Origin of the sequence: Salirhabdus sp. Marseille-P4669 (assembly GCF_900240405.1) — a bacterium.
Lineage (GTDB): Bacteria > Bacillota > Bacilli > Bacillales > Alkalibacillaceae > OEQK01.
On sequence record NZ_OEQK01000006.1, the window covers coordinates 1 to 17,417 of the forward strand.

Here is a 17,417-nt window from a genome sequence, read left to right on the forward strand (position 1 = left end):
GTCCTATCTCTAGGATTGTCAGAGGATGTCAAGACCTGGTAAGGTTCTTCGCGTTGCTTCGAATTAAACCACATGCTCCACCGCTTGTGCGGGTCCCCGTCAATTCCTTTGAGTTTCAACCTTGCGGTCGTACTCCCCAGGCGGAGTGCTTAATGCGTTAACTTCAGCACTAAGGGGCGGAAACCCCCTAACACCTAGCACTCATCGTTTACGGCGTGGACTACCAGGGTATCTAATCCTGTTCGCTCCCCACGCTTTCGCGCCTCAGCGTCAGTTACAGACCAGAGAGTCGCCTTCGCCACTGGTGTTCCTCCACATATCTACGCATTTCACCGCTACACGTGGAATTCCACTCTCCTCTTCTGCACTCAAGTCTCCCAGTTTCCAATGACCCTCCACGGTTAAGCCGTGGGCTTTCACATCAGACTTAAGAAACCGCCTGCGCGCGCTTTACGCCCAATAATTCCGGACAACGCTTGCCACCTACGTATTACCGCGGCTGCTGGCACGTAGTTAGCCGTGGCTTTCTGGTTAGGTACCGTCAAGGTACGAGCAGTTACTCTCGTACTTGTTCTTCCCTAACAACAGAGCTTTACGATCCGAAGACCTTCATCGCTCACGCGGCGTTGCTCCGTCAGACTTTCGTCCATTGCGGAAGATTCCCTACTGCTGCCTCCCGTAGGAGTCTGGGCCGTGTCTCAGTCCCAGTGTGGCCGATCACCCTCTCAGGTCGGCTACGCATCGTCGCCTTGGTAGGCCTTTACCCCACCAACTAGCTAATGCGCCGCGGGCCCATCTGTAAGTGACAGCAAAAGCCGTCTTTCATCTTTCGGACATGCATCCAAAAGTATTATCCGGTATTAGCTCCGGTTTCCCGAAGTTATCCCAGTCTTACAGGCAGGTTGCCCACGTGTTACTCACCCGTCCGCCGCTCGTTCCACAAGCGCACGCCCCGAAGGGCGATTGCTTGCTTCCCGCGCTCGACTTGCATGTATTAGGCACGCCGCCAGCGTTCGTCCTGAGCCAGGATCAAACTCTCCAATAGATTGTTTGATTAAGCTCATAAATAGTAAATGGTAATGTAAATTACCGAATTGACGTACTGGTTGTTTTGTTCAGTTTTCAAGGTTCAAATGTTTATCGCCTTCTCAAAAGCGACTTTATTATCATATCAAAACGGTAACTTTAAGTCAACTGTTTTTTATAAGTTTTGAAATCACTCATCAAAGCGACGTCAATTAATATAACACATCTAGTTAATAAAAATCAATAGGAAATTTTTGTTTACTTCATTTCACCACCGTTATTCGCGGTGGATTAATAATATATCATGTAAGATACAGAATATCAATACAATTATCCCATGAAAATAATACCAATGATATTAACAAGTACTCCTAAATTTTTTCATTAAAAGAAAATAAAATAGCCATTCCTTATAAACGAAAAAGGGAATGACTATTAGTTATCAAACCATCGATGTTAAAAAACTACTTCACCTTTCCATTCTAACATACCACCAACCATGTTTCGAACGTTAAAGCCTTCTTTTTCCATATATAGACATGCATTTAAACTCCGTCGACCAGAACGGCAAACCAATACATATTCTTTCTCTGTATCTAAGTTAGCAATCGCTTCGGGTATATTTTGTAACGGAATATGCTTTGCACCTTTTATCATCCCATTTGCCACTTCCTCATCTTCTCTTACATCTATAATGACATATTCGTTTTTATCCGTTTCTATTAGTTGATCTAATTGTTCCGGTTCTATTTCTTTTATATTCATTCTTCTACTCCCCTTTAATTCATTTTAAAAGGGATAGGGTAACCCCATCCCTTTTTATAACATATTAATTCGCGACAATGTTTACTAGTTTCCCAGGCACAACAATGACTTTTCGAATTGTTTTTCCTTCTAGCCATTCTTGTACTTTTTCATCTTCAAGTGCTAATTTTTCCATTTCCTCTTTAGAAGCATCTTTCGATATAACTAGCTTTGATCTTACTTTGCCCATTACCTGAATCACTACTTCTACTTCATCTTCCACAAGCATGCTTTCATCATAAGTAGGCCATGCTTCATAAGCAATGGATTCGTTGTGACCGAGTAGATTCCAAATCTCTTCTGCTATATGTGGCGCAATTGGAGAAAGCATTTTGGCAAAGCCTTCTGCATACTCCTTTGGAATATGTGTTGCTTTATAACAATCATTTATGAACACCATTAATTGTGAAATGCCTGTATTAAAACGTAGGGCTTCAAAGTTTTCGGTTACTTTTTTCACTGTTTCATGGTAAACACGTGATAATTGATTGTTTGCTTCATCTGTTACTTTTTCATCAAGCTCATGATTGTCATTTACAAACAATCGCCAAATTCGATCAAGAAAACGACGAGAGCCGTCCAATCCGTTTGTACTCCAAGCAATTGATGCATCTAACGGTCCCATAAACATTTCATACAATCTTAAAGTATCAGCACCATGAGTATTTACAATATCATCCGGATTTACAACATTTCCTTTTGATTTACTCATTTTTTCATTACCTTCACCTAGAATCATCCCTTGGTTGAATAGCTTTTGGAACGGTTCTTTTGTTGGTACCACACCAATATCATATAAGAATTTGTGCCAGAATCTTGCGTATAGTAAGTGAAGAACAGCGTGCTCAGCTCCGCCAATATAAATATCAATCGGAAGCCATTTTTCTAGTTTTTCTGGATCAGCAAGTTTTTCACTATTAGTTGGATCAATGTAGCGTAAGAAATACCAACAGCTACCTGCCCATTGCGGCATTGTATTCGTTTCACGACGACCTTTTTTACCGGTCTTAGGGTCTGTTACTTCCACCCAATCCTTTATATTGGCAAGTGGTGATTCTCCTGTACCAGATGGCTTGATTTCATTTGTTTCTGGTAGTAGTAACGGAAGTTCTTCTTCAGGAACTGCTGACATTGTTCCATCTTCCCAATGAATAATCGGAATCGGTTCACCCCAATAACGCTGGCGACTAAACAACCAGTCACGAAGTCGATATGTGATTTTGCGCTCGCCTACTCCTTTTTCAACAAGGGCTTCGATTGCTTTTGCTACTGCTTCTTCTTTACCTAGTCCATTTAAGAAGTCAGAATTAATATGTTTACCATCTTCAGTATAAGCTTCTTTTTCAATATTTCCGCCTTCTACCACTTCTACAATGGATAGGTCGAATTTTTTCGCAAATTCATAATCACGCTCATCATGGGCTGGAACTGCCATAATTGCACCAGTACCATATGTCATAAGAACATAGTCTGCAATCCAAATCGGCATTTTTTCCCCATTCATTGGGTTAATGGCATAGCTTCCTGTAAATACACCTGTTTTATCTTTCGCTAGGTCCGTCCGTTCCAAATCACTCTTTGCTTCCATTTGTTTTCGATAGCTCTCAATAGCATCTTTTTGTTCTGAAGTTGTAATTTCCTCAACTAATGGATGTTCTGGAGCTAATACAGCATATGTTGCCCCAAAAATAGTATCCGGTCTTGTTGTAAATACTTCAAATGTATGATTGGAACCATCAACAGTAAAGGTTATTTGTGCACCCTCTGATTTACCAATCCAGTTGCGCTGCATATCTTTAATGCTTTCTGGCCAATCAAGTTCTTCTAAATCATCTAGTAATCGGTCAGCATATGCAGTAATTTTCAACATCCATTGCTTCATTGGCTTCCGGATTACTGGATGTCCACCACGTTCACTTTTCCCATCAATAACCTCTTCATTTGCTAAAACCGTTCCTAATGCAGGACACCAGTTAACTGGAACTTCATCTATATAAGCGAGACCTTTTTCATATAGCTTCAAGAAAATCCACTGTGTCCATTTATAGTAATTTGGATCTGTTGTATTAATTTCACGATCCCAATCATAAGAAAAGCCTAATGACTTAATTTGTCGCTTGAATGTATTTATGTTTTTTTCCGTAAAGTCTTTAGGGTTATTTCCTGTATCTAGCGCATATTGCTCAGCTGGTAAACCAAAAGCATCCCAGCCCATTGGATGCAGTACTTCATAGCCTTGCATCCGCTTCATTCGTGACAGGATATCCGTTGCTGTATAGCCCTCTGGATGCCCCACATGAAGACCTGCACCTGATGGATACGGAAACATATCCAACGCATAAAATTTTTCTTTTGTGCTGCTCGTATCTGTTTTAAAGGTTTTATGTTCTTCCCAATATTGTTGCCATTTCTTTTCAATTTGGCGATGATTGAAATCCATTTTCCTTCCTCCTTTTTCGTATGTACGTGTTACTATTATCACTTTAAACCTTTAACGCTAAACTACTTTAAAGCAATAAAAAAACTCTCATCCCAATAACTGGGACGAGAGTTTATATTCCCGCGGTACCACCCAAATTAACACCATTTAAGTGTTCACTTAGTCTATCCTTAACGCAGATTCACGTCAGATACTACTAAAAATTCATATCTGCTACATCAAAGGCGAGTTCATGAGGATCAAGGATAGCTTCCACCAACCGCTATCTCTCTGATTTCCGTGATCGTTCACTACTAATCCTTCTCATCGTATTTGAGGAATAAGCAAAAAGTGCCACTTTCATTTTCTTGAGAAAGCACTACAACTAATTCTAGAATTAAATTTGTTATCGTAATCGTATTTTAATGAAGGATGGAAAGATTGTCAAGATAAGTCAGAAATTTGGGCTATATTTATCTTTTTTCACGTGAAAAGTCGGGAAAATTCCCGACTTTTCTATCAGCTATATTCATTTAAATCATTTTCATCCAAATACATATCATTTAACAGTCTAGAAACTTGTAAGTGTAATCGGTGCAGCTGCTCTTTTTGTTGTGCATTTGCACTGATTCTCATGCGCTCAATTTCTGCTTCTGCTTCTTCTAGCGCTAGTTGTGCTGTACTATACTCATTATCCACATTAAAACCATTCCGATTCGTCTCATCTAATTCTTTTTTGGCAATTTCCATTTTCTCGTTAATTTCTCTTAAAAAATTCTCCATAGAGTCACGAGTGGTCATTCACATCACCTCAATTGTAATTTTTACATTTGCGAAAAAACTATACGAGGTAGTTCTGTCCTTTTTGAAATTGCATCAATCGTGCTAAAATCAATTTAGATAAACGTTTTTGGAGGTAGACAATGTTACAACGAGTACTTACTTTTTCACACACTTTATTAAAACAATCTGTTGAAATTGGTGATTATGTCATTGATGCAACAGCAGGAAATGGACATGATACAGTTATGCTGGCTAAATTGGTGGGCGAAGCTGGTCACGTACTATCCTTTGATGTGCAAAAACAAGCTATAGTCAAAACGACTGAACTCCTAAACAAAGAAAGCATACATCACGTCACAGTCATTCAAGACAGTCACCAAAATTTGGAGAATTATTTTACAGAAGAAATGAAAGGAAATATTGGTGGAGCTATTTTTAACCTCGGGTATTTACCAGGAGGAAACCATACGATAACAACAAAACCAGATAGTACAATCCAAGCTATTGAGTCCATTTTACCACATCTAAAACCAGGAAAACTCCTTGTTTTGGTCGTGTATTATGGACATGAGGGTGGAAAAGTAGAAAAAGACCAGATACTGGCCTTTTTACATCAATTAAACCAACAGCAATACAATGTGCTACAATATCAATTTATTAACCAAAAAAATGATCCACCCTTTTTATTAGCAATCGAAAAAAGGCGTTAAGTTCTAATTAAATGATATAGCTTTGTGTTTAAATAAAAGAACTTAGCTTTAAAACCAGCCACATTCAATAATTGTTTCACCATTTTGCGGTAATTGTTTAATTTTTTCACTTTTTTGTCTGCTAAGTACATACCAATTAATCCATTGTGAACCAATTGGTGAAATCTTTTATGAGGAATAACATGTAAGTATTTTTTTGCTTGTTCCATAAAATATAAGAAGCGCTGTTCTAATTCCTGTTCAGTTTCATAGAAGCTGCAAAAGTTCAGATCACCTTCTTCCAGGTCCTCTTCTTGATCGATGTAATAATCGAGCATGATATGCAAGCCCTGCATATAAGGGAAATAACTATGATAAATGTTGTCAATATGGGCTTTTGTTAGCAATCCAGATAAACCGTATGAAACGAGACAAAAAACGCCTAGAGTAGAGCCAGCACACGCTGAAAATTCATACCAGGTCAGGTCTGGAATCGTTTCTTTATGTTCCTCATACCAAGATTGAAGGCGGGAAACTCTTTCTTCTAATGCAACATGCTTATGAACCTGTAAGTCACAATACAACGAAACAAGTTGAATAAGATATGGCAAAAGCTCATCGTAGTTCTTTATATTAGAAACTATTTCTTGACATTTTTTTACTAGGTCGACTAAATAATCACTGTCATTTTGATCACTACGGTAGGCATAATAGTTGCCACTAAGTCTACCTGGTGTAACCGCATCAATCATCGCTTCATGTAGACAAGAAAAGTCATCTGGGTCTAATGAAGTACTACGGTCACATAAATTATCTAAGTAATCACTGATGGTTTGAAAGGCAACGATAAACGCAATTGCATCCTTTCGATTCTTTTTAGCTAGCAACGCATAGATACCTCCACCTTCACAATGAAAGGTTTTCGTATCGATGCTTGCTAAGGCTTGTTTTCTTAATTCTTCATTTTCAATTTGTGATGCTCGTTTTTTCCAATATGCAAGTTCTTGGTGCACTTCAGGGAAGATTTTTCGATAAACAGCTGACATTAACAAAATAGGGGTTTGCGGTATTTTTAGGCTCAAAATAAATATCCTCCAATATTAGTTCTCCACGACCTCATCTACAAACTTTTTCGCATATTCGAATACTTCTTCACGTTCTGGTTCATTAAAAATTTCGTGATATAACTGCTCCCATTCATTGTACCTTTTTTCCGGTATGGTTAACTGATTAAACCAATTTCTTACATCCTTCACATTAATTAAAAAATCCCTGCCCGCTTGCATTAATAGAGTCGGAACAGGTGGATAGTTTTGTACTTTTTGAAAAGCGATTCGAATAGCACGTTCAAATTCATGATACCAACGAATGGATACCTTTTTCAAAAATAAAGGATCTTTTTGGCGATTATGGTATCGTTTATTTCTTGTGGATACGCATGGCTCAAGTCGTGTCCGAACCTGTAGCCTCGGGAAAATCTTCTCAAGTGTTCTCGATATAGGAATCACCCATTTGGGAGGTCTGGATGCGATTCCTAATCCAGGGGAGGAAAGGATAACTCCTTTAATATATTCTGGTTTTTTTTCTTCCATCATTCTTACAACAGCTAAGCCCCCCATACTATGCCCAAGCAATAATACTGGTTTATTGTATTTTTTGGCTTCAATTGTCCATTGCTCAATCGCTTCAATATATTCATCAAATGAATCGATATGTCCTCTTAACCCCTGGCTCATCCCTTGACCAGGTAAATCATCATAGATCACATTAAAACCTTCCTCATACCACTTTTTTGCAAGCCAATCATAGCGCCCCGCATGTTCAAAAGCACCATGAACAAGAACGATGGTCCCCTTATTTGATTCGCTTACCAATTTTCTCAAGGACAATGCCTCCTCATCATTTGGTATAATAATTTTAATATTGATAAAGGGAGGAAATAGATAATGATTCGTGAATATAAGGGCAAAACGCCCATAATCGATAAAACAGCATATGTCGCAAGCGATGTCGTGGTGACTGGTGATGTTGAAATTGGTGCCTATTCGAGTATATGGTTTAAGACCGTTATTCGCGGAGACGTCGCACCAGTTCGAATTGGGAAAAACGTCAATGTCCAGGACCAAAGTATGCTGCATGAAAGTCCAAATAAGCCTTTAATTTTAGAGGATGGTGTAACTGTTGGCCATCAAGTGATGCTACATTCTTCCATCGTGCATAAAAACGCATTAATAGGTATGGGCTCCATTATCCTAGATGGAGCAGAAATTGGTGAAGGTGCATTTATTGGAGCTGGAAGCCTAGTACCACCTGGGAAAAAGATTCCACCGAATACACTCGCCTTTGGACGTCCAGCTAAAGTAATTCGGGAATTAACCGATATAGATAGTAAAGAGATGAATCGAATACGCCAGTCCTATGTGGAAAAAGGGCAATATTACAAGAACAACTGACCTATAAAAACGAAAAACAATCCCCATAGTGACGGTAACTAAGTGGATGGACTTTTTAAGTATGAGACTAGTCAATCCCTTTTCTAGTCATAAAAACATTTACTCCAAAAATAGGGAAGACATCCTACTCTCCTTACATCTTTTGACACACGTATCAATGACGAAACTTCATACACTAATAACAGGAGGAGGTTCAAAAAGTTGTTCACCTTACTATTTACTTTTAGTATTGGGGTAACATTTTGGTTTTTATCTAATCACGTTAAATTTTTCCGCAAATCACTAAAAATATACGGGCTACTTTTTACAACCTTGGCTTTCACGTTAGTTATGGTTAACCTTTACGATACGAAAAATATATGGTACCCACGTCTTGAAACCATTTGGGCAGCGGAAAAAAATCATGTAAATGACGCTGTTCCCGTTACAAATATAACGGAAGAAAGTATTGTGAATTTAGAGGAACCAACATTCATTAAAGAAGAAATTCATTTAGAGGCACCACACATTTTGCAATATCCGGAGTTACCGCGGGGATGTGAAGTAACGTCACTTGCGATGCTTTTAAGTTATTATGATTATGATGTGGATAAGATGAAATTAGCCGAGGAAGTCAAAAAAGACCCTACACCTTATACAGTAAAGAATGGCAAAATCCATTTTGGTAATCCGTACGATGGGTTTGTTGGTGACATGTACTCTTTAACAACGCCTGGACTTGGTGTTTATCATGGGCCATTAGTCGAGCTTGCGAATCAATATGTAAAAGAGCATCATGAGGTTGTGGATTTAACTGGTGACTCCTTTTATAAAGTATTAGAGGCATTAAACAATGGGCAGCCTGTCCAGGTCATTATTAATGCAAAGTACAAAAAATTACCGGATAGCGCTTTTAAAACATGGCAAACCCCTTCAGGACCAATTGATATTACCATGAGTGAACATTCTGTCTTAGTTACCGGATATGACGAAGAACATATTTATTTTAATGACCCGTTAGATCGCCAATCCAAGGCGCCATTTGATGACTTTGTTGCTGCTTGGGAGCAAATGGGTAAACAGGCTATTACAATTGAAAAAGTAGAGGAACAAATCGAAATAAGTGAGATATAATCAAAAGCTGAAGAGCTTCTAATTGCCCTTCAGCTTTTATTCCTAAATTATTTACTTGCAGCTAGCTTGCTTAACGTTTTATCTTCATTACGAAGGTCTTCTATATTATATTTGCCTTCTATAAAAATTTGATGCCATTGCATAAAGACAAGAACAGTCCAGATTTTTCTGCTGTAATCCCCTTTTCCTTCACAATGGGCATGAAGTAAATCCAATACAACGTTTTTATGAATTAAATGATCTGTTTCACTTTCTTTAATTAATTGCTTTGCCCAGTCATGCAATTCATTTTTTAACCAATGACGAATTGGAACTGGGAAGCCAAGCTTTTTACGATTCAATACGTGATCAGGGACAATACCTTCTACCGCTTCACGCAAAATAGATTTTGTCGTTCCATTAGCTATTTTTAAAGAGACTGGCAATTCGCTTGCTACACGGAACACTTCTTTATCTAAAAATGGTACACGAAGCTCCAACGAATGAGCCATTGTCATTTTATCCGCTTTTAACAAAATATCCCCACGTAACCAAGTATGAATATCCACATATTGCATTTGATTCACAAGTGGTTCGTTTTTTACATTCTCATATAGAGGATTCGTAATCTTGTTATACGGGAAAGCTCCATTAAATGGTTTTAACAAGGAACGCTTTTCCTCCATTTCAAACATTTTAGCATTACCAATATAACGCTCGCTTAATGGTGTTGTACCCCGTTCTAAAAAGCTCTTTCCTTTGACTCCTTCAGGAAGTATTTGTGCAACTCTTCTTAGCAATCCTAAAGCAGGAGAAGGGATTGAGTGAAATACTTTTAAGGATTCTGGCTCACGATAGATGTTATAGCCACCAAACAACTCATCCGATCCTTCTCCTGAAAGCACAACGGTAACATGCTTGCTTGCTTCTCTTGCAACAAAATACAAAGGTACACAGGCTGGATCTGCTAATGGGTCGTCCATATGCCACATGATTTTTGGTAGCTTTTCAATATATTCTTCTGGAGTAATCACATAGGAGATATTCTCCACTCCTAATTTATCAGCAGTTTCCTTCGCAACATCAATTTCAGAAAATCCTTCACGCTCAAATCCTACGGAAAAGGTTTTTATTTGTGGGTTAAATTGTTTTGCTATGGCTACGATTATAGATGAATCGATACCACCAGACAAAAAGGAACCAACTGGAACGTCACTTCGCATATGAACCTTAACCGAATCCATTAATACATCTTGAATGCGTTTTTTCCAATCGGATTTTTCCATGATTAGTGGATTAAATTGTGCATGGAAATATCGATGTATTTCCAGCTCCGCTCCTGGTTTTTGAACAAAGTAATGACCGGGCTCCATTTTTTTTATGCCTTCTGTTAACGTAAATGGTTCTGGAACATATTGAAAGCTTAAATAATGATGCAATGCTTCAACATCTACAACTTCTTCATCTAATGCCAAACTTAAGCTTTTCTTTTCACTTGCAAAATAGGTTTTTCCCTCAACATTCGCATAGTACAACGGTTTAATTCCAAAATGATCTCTTGCACCATATAACGTCTCTTCTTCTTTATCCCAAATTAAAATGGCAAACATACCACGTAATTGTTCAAACGCTTTTTCGCGATACTTGTGGAACATTGCTAAAATAACCTCTGTATCGGAATCTGTCGCAAACTGAAAATCATCTTTTAAAAGCTCATTTTTAAGCTCTAAATAATTATAAATTTCTCCATTAAAAATAATCCAATACCGTTCATTTTGGTATGGTAACGGTTGTTGTCCACTCTCAATATCGATAATACTTAATCTTCTAAAACCAAAAGATATATATTCATTATGGTAATAACCTTCATCATCTGGTCCACGATGGGTAATGACATTGTTTTGCTTTTCAAAATGCTGTTTATTAACATCTTCACTGTTATGTCTTATTAAGCCGATAAAACCGCACATGTTTGTTATGTCCTCACTTTCATGTTTCAAATACTTGCCAAATTGAGTATATCATAAATTATTTAGACAATACGATATACATTCGTTTAGAAAAGAAAATAAAAGGGCGTAACTCGTTAGTAGGAGTTAGCCCTTCATTTAAACTTTATTTTTTACTGTACATGACTTTTTAATTCGTCCATTTTGTCTGTTTTCTCCCAAGGGAAATCAGCATCTGTGCGTCCAAAATGACCATATGCAGCAGTATTTTGATAGATTGGACGTCGTAAATCCAACATTTTAATAATTCCTGCCGGACGTAAATCAAATGTATTGCGAATCGCTTCAACAAGCTTATCTTCAGGCGCCTTACCAGTTCCAAAAGTATTTACAGAAATGGATACTGGCTGCGCAACCCCAATAGCATAAGCAAGCTGTACTTCACAGGATTCAGCTAAGCCCGCTGCTACAATATTTTTGGCAACATAACGAGCGGCATAGGCAGCGGAACGGTCTACTTTTGTAGGATCCTTCCCACTGAACGCACCACCCCCATGACGTGCATAACCTCCGTACGTATCAACGATAATCTTACGGCCTGTTAAACCAGCATCTCCTTGTGGTCCACCAATAACAAATCGACCTGTAGGATTTATAAAATACTTTGTTTCCTCATCCAGTAATTCTCTTGGAACTACTTCATTAATGACATGTTTTTTCAAATCCTCATTAATTTGTTTTAATGTAACTTCTGGAGAATGTTGAGTTGAAATGACGATTGTATCAATACGTACCGGTTTATCATTTTCATCATATTCTACCGTTACCTGAGTTTTACCATCAGGACGCAAATATTCTAATGTACCATCTTTCCGTACATCTGTTAGTCGCTTAGCTAACTTATGAGCAAGAGAAATTGGTAAAGGCATTAGTTCTTTCGTTTCATTTGTGGCAAATCCAAACATTAAGCCTTGGTCTCCTGCACCAATCGATTCAATTTCTTTATCGGACATTTGCCCTTCACGTGCTTCCAATGCTTCGTTTACACCTTGAGCAATATCTGGTGATTGTTCATCAATCGCAGTAAGTACCGCACAGGTTTCCGCATCAAACCCATACTTTGCTCTTGTATATCCTATATTTTTCACAGTTTGTCGTACAATTGTTGGAATATCAACATATGTTGAAGTTGTTATCTCTCCAGATACTAATACGAGTCCTGTCGTAACTGTTGTTTCACAAGCTACTCGAGCATTCGGGTCTTTAGATAAAATTTCATCTAATATGGCATCAGAAATCTGGTCACAAATTTTATCAGGATGACCTTCTGTTACTGATTCTGAAGTAAATAGCCGACGCTTAACAGCCATTCTTCTGTATCCTCCTTTATCATAAACCACAATAGTTAACGGAACACTAATTTGCATATTTAATGAAATATCCTATTAAAACGTAAGTGAAATTGATTGGGCGAACCCTAATTCCTACTTATGTTATCAGATTTTCCGTTCGCGAATTATCATAACGTTATCGGAAAAGATTGTCAATAAAGTGAAACTTATACTAGAATCTCTTTTTTCACCAAATCCAACTGACTATGGAATCAGTAACTGTTTATGTCTTAACTCGTCACCTTTGTCCATCTTATGAGTATACCTATATTAAAAACCTTCCCTCTATGTAGTCTTACTATTCAATTTCAGATGGGTTAAGCCCAATTATTACAATTGGAAATTATTTATGAAATTTTATGAAATTAGTATGGACTATTGAATATAATGTGTTATACTAATAGACAAATTGAAGGTTTGTATTATACAAAGTTTTGAAGAACAAATAGATGTTTGAGCGGAATATAATTATACCACAACTTATGTTAACTTCTATCTATTTGTATAATAATTCGGAGTAAAAGGATGGTATGTCATGACCAATTTTTTAAACGTTCGCGAAAGTTTGCTTGATGTTAGCTCATTAGAAAATTTACAACAAAATCTTTCGACACCAGCATTGGTTGAAAAAGTTTTATCTCGCCAAGAAGGTCAACTTGTAGCAAATGGAGCTATTCAAGCAAACACTGGAAAATATACTGGGAGATCCCCGAAGGATAAATTTATTGTTAAGGATGATACAACCGCAAACAAAGTAGATTGGGGAAATGTTAACCAACCGATTTCCAGAGATGTATTCTTGAACCTTTATAAGAAAGTAATGACTTTTTTAAAAAATAAGGATGAAGTATTTTCATTTCAAGGCTTTGCTGGAGCAGATAAAAATTTCCGCCTTCCTATTCAAGTTGTGACGGAGTATGCATGGCATAATTTATTTGCTAGTCAATTATTCATCCAGCCTACAGAGGAGGAGCTACAAAGTCATCATCCACAGTTTACACTTATTTCAGCTCCTAATTTTAAGGCAGATCCAGCCGTAGATGGAACCAATTCCGAAACGTTTATTATCGTTTCATTTGAGCATAAAGTCGTATTAATTGGTGGTACAGAATATGCGGGAGAAATTAAGAAGTCTATTTTTTCTGTTATGAATTATTTGTTACCAGAATCAGGGGTACTACCGATGCATTGTTCTGCTAATGTTGGGATAGAAGGGGATGTTGGTTTATTTTTTGGCTTATCTGGCACTGGTAAAACAACACTTTCTGCAGATCCAAATCGTAGTTTAATTGGTGATGATGAACATGCTTGGTCAAACAATGGTGTGTTTAATATTGAAGGCGGATGCTATGCGAAGTGTGTAAATCTATCACAGGAAAAAGAACCCCAAATATATAACGCGATTCGATTCGGCTCCGTTTTAGAAAATGTCGTTATTGATGAACAAACAAGAATGGCCGATTACGACGACACGACATTAACCGAAAATACGCGTGCAGCCTATTCAATAGCTAATATCGATAATGTCATTTTACCTAGTATTGCGGGGCATCCTAGAACAATCATTTTCCTAACTGCGGATGCATTTGGTGTTTTGCCACCTATTAGCAAGCTAACAAAAGAGCAGGCTATGTATCACTTTTTAAGTGGATACACGAGTAAGGTTGCCGGGACAGAGCGAGGGATTACAGAGCCAGAAGCTACATTCTCCGCATGCTTTGGAGCGCCATTTTTACCATTGCCTGCAGCTAAATATGCTGAAATGCTTGGAGAAAAGATAGATCAATTTGAAGTGAATGTATTTCTAGTGAATACCGGATGGACTGGTGGACCATACGGAACAGGAAATCGAATGGAGTTAGCTCATACACGAACGATGGTTCATGCAGCATTAGAAGGAGAACTAAATAAAACCGAGTATGTGAAGGATCCTATTTTTGGTCTTTCCATTCCTGTCCATTGCCCAGGAGTTCCAAGTAAAGTATTACTACCTTGGAAAACGTGGGAAAGTGAAACAGAATACACGGATAAAGCACAAGAGCTAGCGATGAAATTCCATGATAATTTTGCGAAGTTTCATAATGTCTCTACAAGTATTGCAAACGCTGGTCCACTGTATCATCGTTACTAAAAAATTGCTTCTCTCATATCTTTTATATATATTGTTGTGGCTATTCTTTCTAAATGGAAAGGATAGCCTTTTTTTTAACTCTCCAAAAGAATCTTTTCTTTCGAGATATACTGTAAGCAATTAGGTAATACACCATCTTTCATCATAAAACTAAAAGAAGGATTGTTCGTAATATTTTTGGGGAGGGTATCCAGTATTACCGGCCCTTCTGTTTCAAAGTAAGAGGGTTGATCGGTTAACTCAAGCACATGAGCAAAGTAAACATTTTTAATGACATTTCCACCTTTACCATCCACATAATACTGTCCAATGTAAGTTAACTCTTTAACCACACCGCCTGTTTCTTCCAACACTTCCCTTTTTGCAGCTTCTTCTGGAGTCTCTCCTTCCTCCACTTTTCCACCTGGAAACTCTAAGCCACGGTCCTTATGCTTTGTTAATAACCATTTACCAGCATAACGAGTAATAATCCAAACATGTTTTGGATTTATTGCAAATGGATTTCGTTCAAAAGACAATGTCACTTCATTATCGTAAAAATCATTAAATTTAAGCATTGCATTCACTACTTTCACTCTCTGAATACTAGAAGAATAGTTTAGTACTCATACGTTACATCATGCAAGATCCATCCTTGACTTTGCTTATAAACAAAGTCCATATGAATTGTATAAGTACCATATAAGTCTGATGTGTTTGTTTGCGTTACTACTTTATGGTTGTCCGTTACAGCATCAACCGAATAGTCATTTGATTCAACAAACCATGCAGGTGTTTCGGTTGGTACAATAAATAATTGGTTGTCATGTTCTCTATAATATAAATCCACCATTTTTTTTGCAAGTGAAAGGCTAGTATAAGGTGAAAAGCTTTCCACTAATTCATCCTTATTGCTGTAACTCAATACACGATAGGATTCATCTGTAGGTTGAACAAGATGGTTCATAACGTTTGTAGAAATGTCACTAATTGTTTCTTTTGTTAATGCCTCTTCAACCATTGCTACAACTGGTTCTTCGATTATAATACTTCCCGATAAATCTGAAATCGCTAACAACATCGAAATGCTAATGACAACAAAATTAATCTTAATCATCATAGATAAAACGCTCCCCGAAACAAGTCTTTATTCTATCTTTATGCAATAGCATTCAATCTATTTCTACTTTTCCTAGTATTTTGTATTAATTTTATGGAGAGCATGGGTAACCCCCTGTCCTTATTGGACAAGGGGGCATCATTAATTGTCTGGATTTTCTAAGATTCCCATTGATTTAATATGACTTCTTGTTTTCTCATCACCAAGGTCATAAAGCTTTTGAAATACGTTGATCATCCCTTGGTCAAATTGGTCATTGGAAGCATCATTATGATATTCCATTATTGGTACATGTGCACGTAAGAACGTTAAATTATCCGCATCATACATTTCATCAAATAATTCCCTGAGCTCTATGATTTCATGTGGATTGGCATATATAACAAAATCATCATTATTCTGAGCTTTTAATCGAGAAATTTCTTGCGTACCAATACTGACATAAAATCTCTCTTTACCTGTGTTTTCCACGTTCCAAACCCCCTCATTATAACGGTACCTTTATGCATTTAGAATAACCTAAAATGGTTAATTTATGAGAGCGATAGGAAGTAAACATACACATTATGTAAAAAGGGAAAGAATCGAGACATACTCGAATCTTCCCCTTATTGAATACTGCTAGCCTTACTGATTTCTTCTTTAATTAAACAACGTCCTTTACCATGAGGTATACACATAGGTGTCCCGAATAGTGGATCATAGGTAACATCACAGCTCATACGAAATACGTTTTTTACTAAGTCAATTGTAATAATATCTTCCGGTTTACCCTGTGCCCAAACGTTCTTATCTTTTAGTGCAACAATATGGTCTGCATAGCGACAAGCCAAATTAATATCATGCAATACCATAACAATTGTACGATTATCTCTATTATTTAGTTCGAATAATAAGTCCAACACTTCAATTTGATGGGTTAAATCTAAGTAGGTCGTAGGTTCATCAAGTAAAATCATTTCAGTATCCTGGGCTAATGTCATGGCAATCCATGCACGTTGTCGTTGACCACCAGATAGAGAATCCACAAGACGATCCTTTAAATCAATCAAATTTGTGGCAGCTAATGCATCCTGTACCGCTTTGTCGTCTTCCTCAGACCAACGTTTTAAAAATCCTTGATATGGATAACGACCTAGGCGCACTAGTTGCTCCACAGTTAATCCTTCTGGCGTAGTAGGACTTTGCGGTAAAATCGCCATTTCCTTTGCGACTTCCTTCGTTTTCATTTTCGCAATATCTTGACCGTCTAATACGACCTTCCCAGTTTTCGGCTCCAGAAGCCTTGCTAGAGAACGAAGTAATGTAGATTTTCCACAACCATTGCTCCCGATAAAGACGGTTACCTTTCCTTTTGGAATGGTTATATCTAATGAATCGATGATTATATCTTCGCCGTAACCTAACGTTAACTCCTTGGCCATCAAGGATTCCATTTTCATCTCTCCTTTAAGAGAAGTAAGAAAAGCGTGCGATAAACAATTTAAGAACACTCTCCGTTACCGTAACATATGATAATTCTTCTTACTATATACTTTAAATGAAAATGATTATCATTGCAATTGTTATATTTTCCATCTA

General features: G+C 37.5%; 15 protein-coding genes, 1 rRNA gene and 1 other annotated feature. Of the genes, 4 read left to right on the forward strand and 12 right to left on the reverse strand.

Annotated elements, in window-relative coordinates; translation table 11 throughout:
- The 4 genes from C1A05_RS11995 to C1A05_RS12010 all read right to left on the reverse strand — a co-directional run.
- Nucleotides 1-1,045 (reverse strand): 16S ribosomal RNA (locus C1A05_RS11995); the annotation flags it as partial.
- Nucleotides 1,046-1,482: 437 nt separating this feature from the next.
- Nucleotides 1,483-1,791 (reverse strand): rhodanese-like domain-containing protein, encoded by a 309-nt coding sequence (locus tag C1A05_RS12000; protein WP_102028484.1) that lies wholly within the window; start codon nt 1,789-1,791, stop codon nt 1,483-1,485.
- Between the two features lie 64 nt (nt 1,792-1,855).
- Entirely contained in the window at nt 1,856-4,270 is a 2,415-nt protein-coding gene (leuS, locus tag C1A05_RS12005) for a leucine--tRNA ligase (protein ID WP_102028485.1), read from the reverse strand.
- A 97-nt stretch (nt 4,271-4,367) separates the two neighbouring features.
- Nucleotides 4,368-4,586, reverse strand: a binding site (T-box leader).
- A gap of 182 nt (nt 4,587-4,768) precedes the next feature.
- Nucleotides 4,769-5,050 carry a DUF2524 family protein gene (locus tag C1A05_RS12010; RefSeq protein WP_102028486.1) on the reverse strand — a complete coding sequence of 94 codons (282 nt, stop codon included), beginning with the start codon at nt 5,048-5,050 and terminating at the stop codon, nt 4,769-4,771.
- A gap of 122 nt (nt 5,051-5,172) precedes the next feature.
- Here C1A05_RS12010 and C1A05_RS12015 point away from each other — a divergent pair, with 122 nt between their 5' ends.
- Entirely contained in the window at nt 5,173-5,742 is a 570-nt protein-coding gene (locus C1A05_RS12015; protein ID WP_102028487.1) for a tRNA (mnm(5)s(2)U34)-methyltransferase, read from the forward strand.
- Here C1A05_RS12015 and C1A05_RS12020 read toward each other — a convergent pair.
- A complete protein-coding gene (locus C1A05_RS12020) occupies nt 5,739-6,803 on the reverse strand; it encodes a tetraprenyl-beta-curcumene synthase family protein (RefSeq protein WP_373419476.1) in 1,065 nt (354 codons plus the stop codon). The two genes, C1A05_RS12015 and C1A05_RS12020, sit on opposite strands and share 4 nt — an antisense overlap.
- Nucleotides 6,804-6,821: 18 nt before the next feature.
- Entirely contained in the window at nt 6,822-7,604 is a 783-nt protein-coding gene (locus C1A05_RS12025; RefSeq protein ID WP_102028488.1) for an alpha/beta hydrolase, read from the reverse strand.
- A gap of 63 nt (nt 7,605-7,667) precedes the next feature.
- Here C1A05_RS12025 and C1A05_RS12030 point away from each other — a divergent pair, with 63 nt between their 5' ends.
- Together C1A05_RS12030 and C1A05_RS12035 are read left to right on the forward strand one after the other, a co-directional pair.
- On the forward strand, nt 7,668-8,174 hold the full coding sequence (locus C1A05_RS12030) for a gamma carbonic anhydrase (RefSeq protein ID WP_102028489.1): 507 nt from the start codon (nt 7,668-7,670) through the stop codon (nt 8,172-8,174).
- Nucleotides 8,175-8,375: 201 nt separating this feature from the next.
- Nucleotides 8,376-9,287 (forward strand): C39 family peptidase, encoded by a 912-nt coding sequence (locus tag C1A05_RS12035; RefSeq protein WP_234998510.1) that lies wholly within the window; start codon nt 8,376-8,378, stop codon nt 9,285-9,287.
- A gap of 47 nt (nt 9,288-9,334) precedes the next feature.
- Here C1A05_RS12035 and asnB read toward each other — a convergent pair whose 3' ends face one another.
- Together asnB and metK are read right to left on the reverse strand one after the other, a co-directional pair.
- Nucleotides 9,335-11,236: an asparagine synthase (glutamine-hydrolyzing) gene (gene asnB, locus C1A05_RS12040; protein ID WP_102028490.1), complete on the reverse strand. Its 1,902-nt coding sequence runs from the start codon at nt 11,234-11,236 to the stop codon at nt 9,335-9,337.
- 152 nt (nt 11,237-11,388) lie between these two features.
- Entirely contained in the window at nt 11,389-12,585 is a 1,197-nt protein-coding gene (metK, locus tag C1A05_RS12045) for a methionine adenosyltransferase (RefSeq protein ID WP_102028491.1), read from the reverse strand.
- A 556-nt stretch (nt 12,586-13,141) separates the two neighbouring features.
- Between metK and pckA the strand changes: the two genes are divergently transcribed.
- The gene (pckA, locus tag C1A05_RS12050; RefSeq protein WP_102028492.1) at nt 13,142-14,737 is read left to right on the forward strand and encodes a phosphoenolpyruvate carboxykinase (ATP); all 1,596 of its coding nucleotides are present in this window, start codon (nt 13,142-13,144) and stop codon (nt 14,735-14,737) included.
- A gap of 74 nt (nt 14,738-14,811) precedes the next feature.
- Here the strand turns inward: pckA and ytkD are convergent, their stop codons facing one another.
- The 4 genes from ytkD to C1A05_RS12070 all read right to left on the reverse strand — a co-directional run bounded on the left by ytkD (nt 14,812) and on the right by C1A05_RS12070 (nt 17,272).
- On the reverse strand, nt 14,812-15,294 hold the full coding sequence (gene ytkD / locus C1A05_RS12055) for an RNA deprotection pyrophosphohydrolase (protein WP_102028712.1): 483 nt from the start codon (nt 15,292-15,294) through the stop codon (nt 14,812-14,814).
- A 41-nt stretch (nt 15,295-15,335) separates the two neighbouring features.
- Nucleotides 15,336-15,836 carry a hypothetical protein gene (locus C1A05_RS12060; RefSeq protein WP_102028493.1) on the reverse strand — a complete coding sequence of 167 codons (501 nt, stop codon included), beginning with the start codon at nt 15,834-15,836 and terminating at the stop codon, nt 15,336-15,338.
- A gap of 141 nt (nt 15,837-15,977) precedes the next feature.
- Entirely contained in the window at nt 15,978-16,307 is a 330-nt protein-coding gene (locus C1A05_RS12065) for a hydrolase (RefSeq protein WP_102028494.1), read from the reverse strand.
- Nucleotides 16,308-16,444: 137 nt separating this feature from the next.
- Complete coding sequence (locus tag C1A05_RS12070; protein ID WP_102028495.1) at nt 16,445-17,272, reverse strand: ABC transporter ATP-binding protein; 828 nt, start codon at nt 17,270-17,272, stop codon at nt 16,445-16,447.
- Nucleotides 17,273-17,417 lie beyond the last annotated feature (145 nt).

Bases quoted from the DNA above. Each gene is read 5' to 3' on its own strand.
- leuS (WP_102028485.1), bottom strand. From the start codon at position 4,270: ATGGATTTCAATCATCGCCAAATTGAAAAGAAATGGCAACAATATTGG.
- metK (WP_102028491.1), bottom strand. From the start codon at position 12,585: ATGGCTGTTAAGCGTCGGCTATTTACTTCAGAATCAGTAACAGAAGGT.
- asnB (WP_102028490.1), bottom strand. From the start codon at position 11,236: ATGTGCGGTTTTATCGGCTTAATAAGACATAACAGTGAAGATGTTAAT.
- pckA (WP_102028492.1), top strand. From the start codon at position 13,142: ATGACCAATTTTTTAAACGTTCGCGAAAGTTTGCTTGATGTTAGCTCA.
- ytkD (WP_102028712.1), bottom strand. From the start codon at position 15,294: ATGCTTAAATTTAATGATTTTTACGATAATGAAGTGACATTGTCTTTT.
- C1A05_RS12030 (WP_102028489.1), top strand. From the start codon at position 7,668: ATGATTCGTGAATATAAGGGCAAAACGCCCATAATCGATAAAACAGCA.
- C1A05_RS12070 (WP_102028495.1), bottom strand. From the start codon at position 17,272: ATGGAATCCTTGATGGCCAAGGAGTTAACGTTAGGTTACGGCGAAGAT.
- C1A05_RS12015 (WP_102028487.1), top strand. From the start codon at position 5,173: ATGTTACAACGAGTACTTACTTTTTCACACACTTTATTAAAACAATCT.
- C1A05_RS12060 (WP_102028493.1), bottom strand. From the start codon at position 15,836: ATGATGATTAAGATTAATTTTGTTGTCATTAGCATTTCGATGTTGTTA.
- C1A05_RS12000 (WP_102028484.1), bottom strand. From the start codon at position 1,791: ATGAATATAAAAGAAATAGAACCGGAACAATTAGATCAACTAATAGAA.
- C1A05_RS12010 (WP_102028486.1), bottom strand. From the start codon at position 5,050: ATGACCACTCGTGACTCTATGGAGAATTTTTTAAGAGAAATTAACGAG.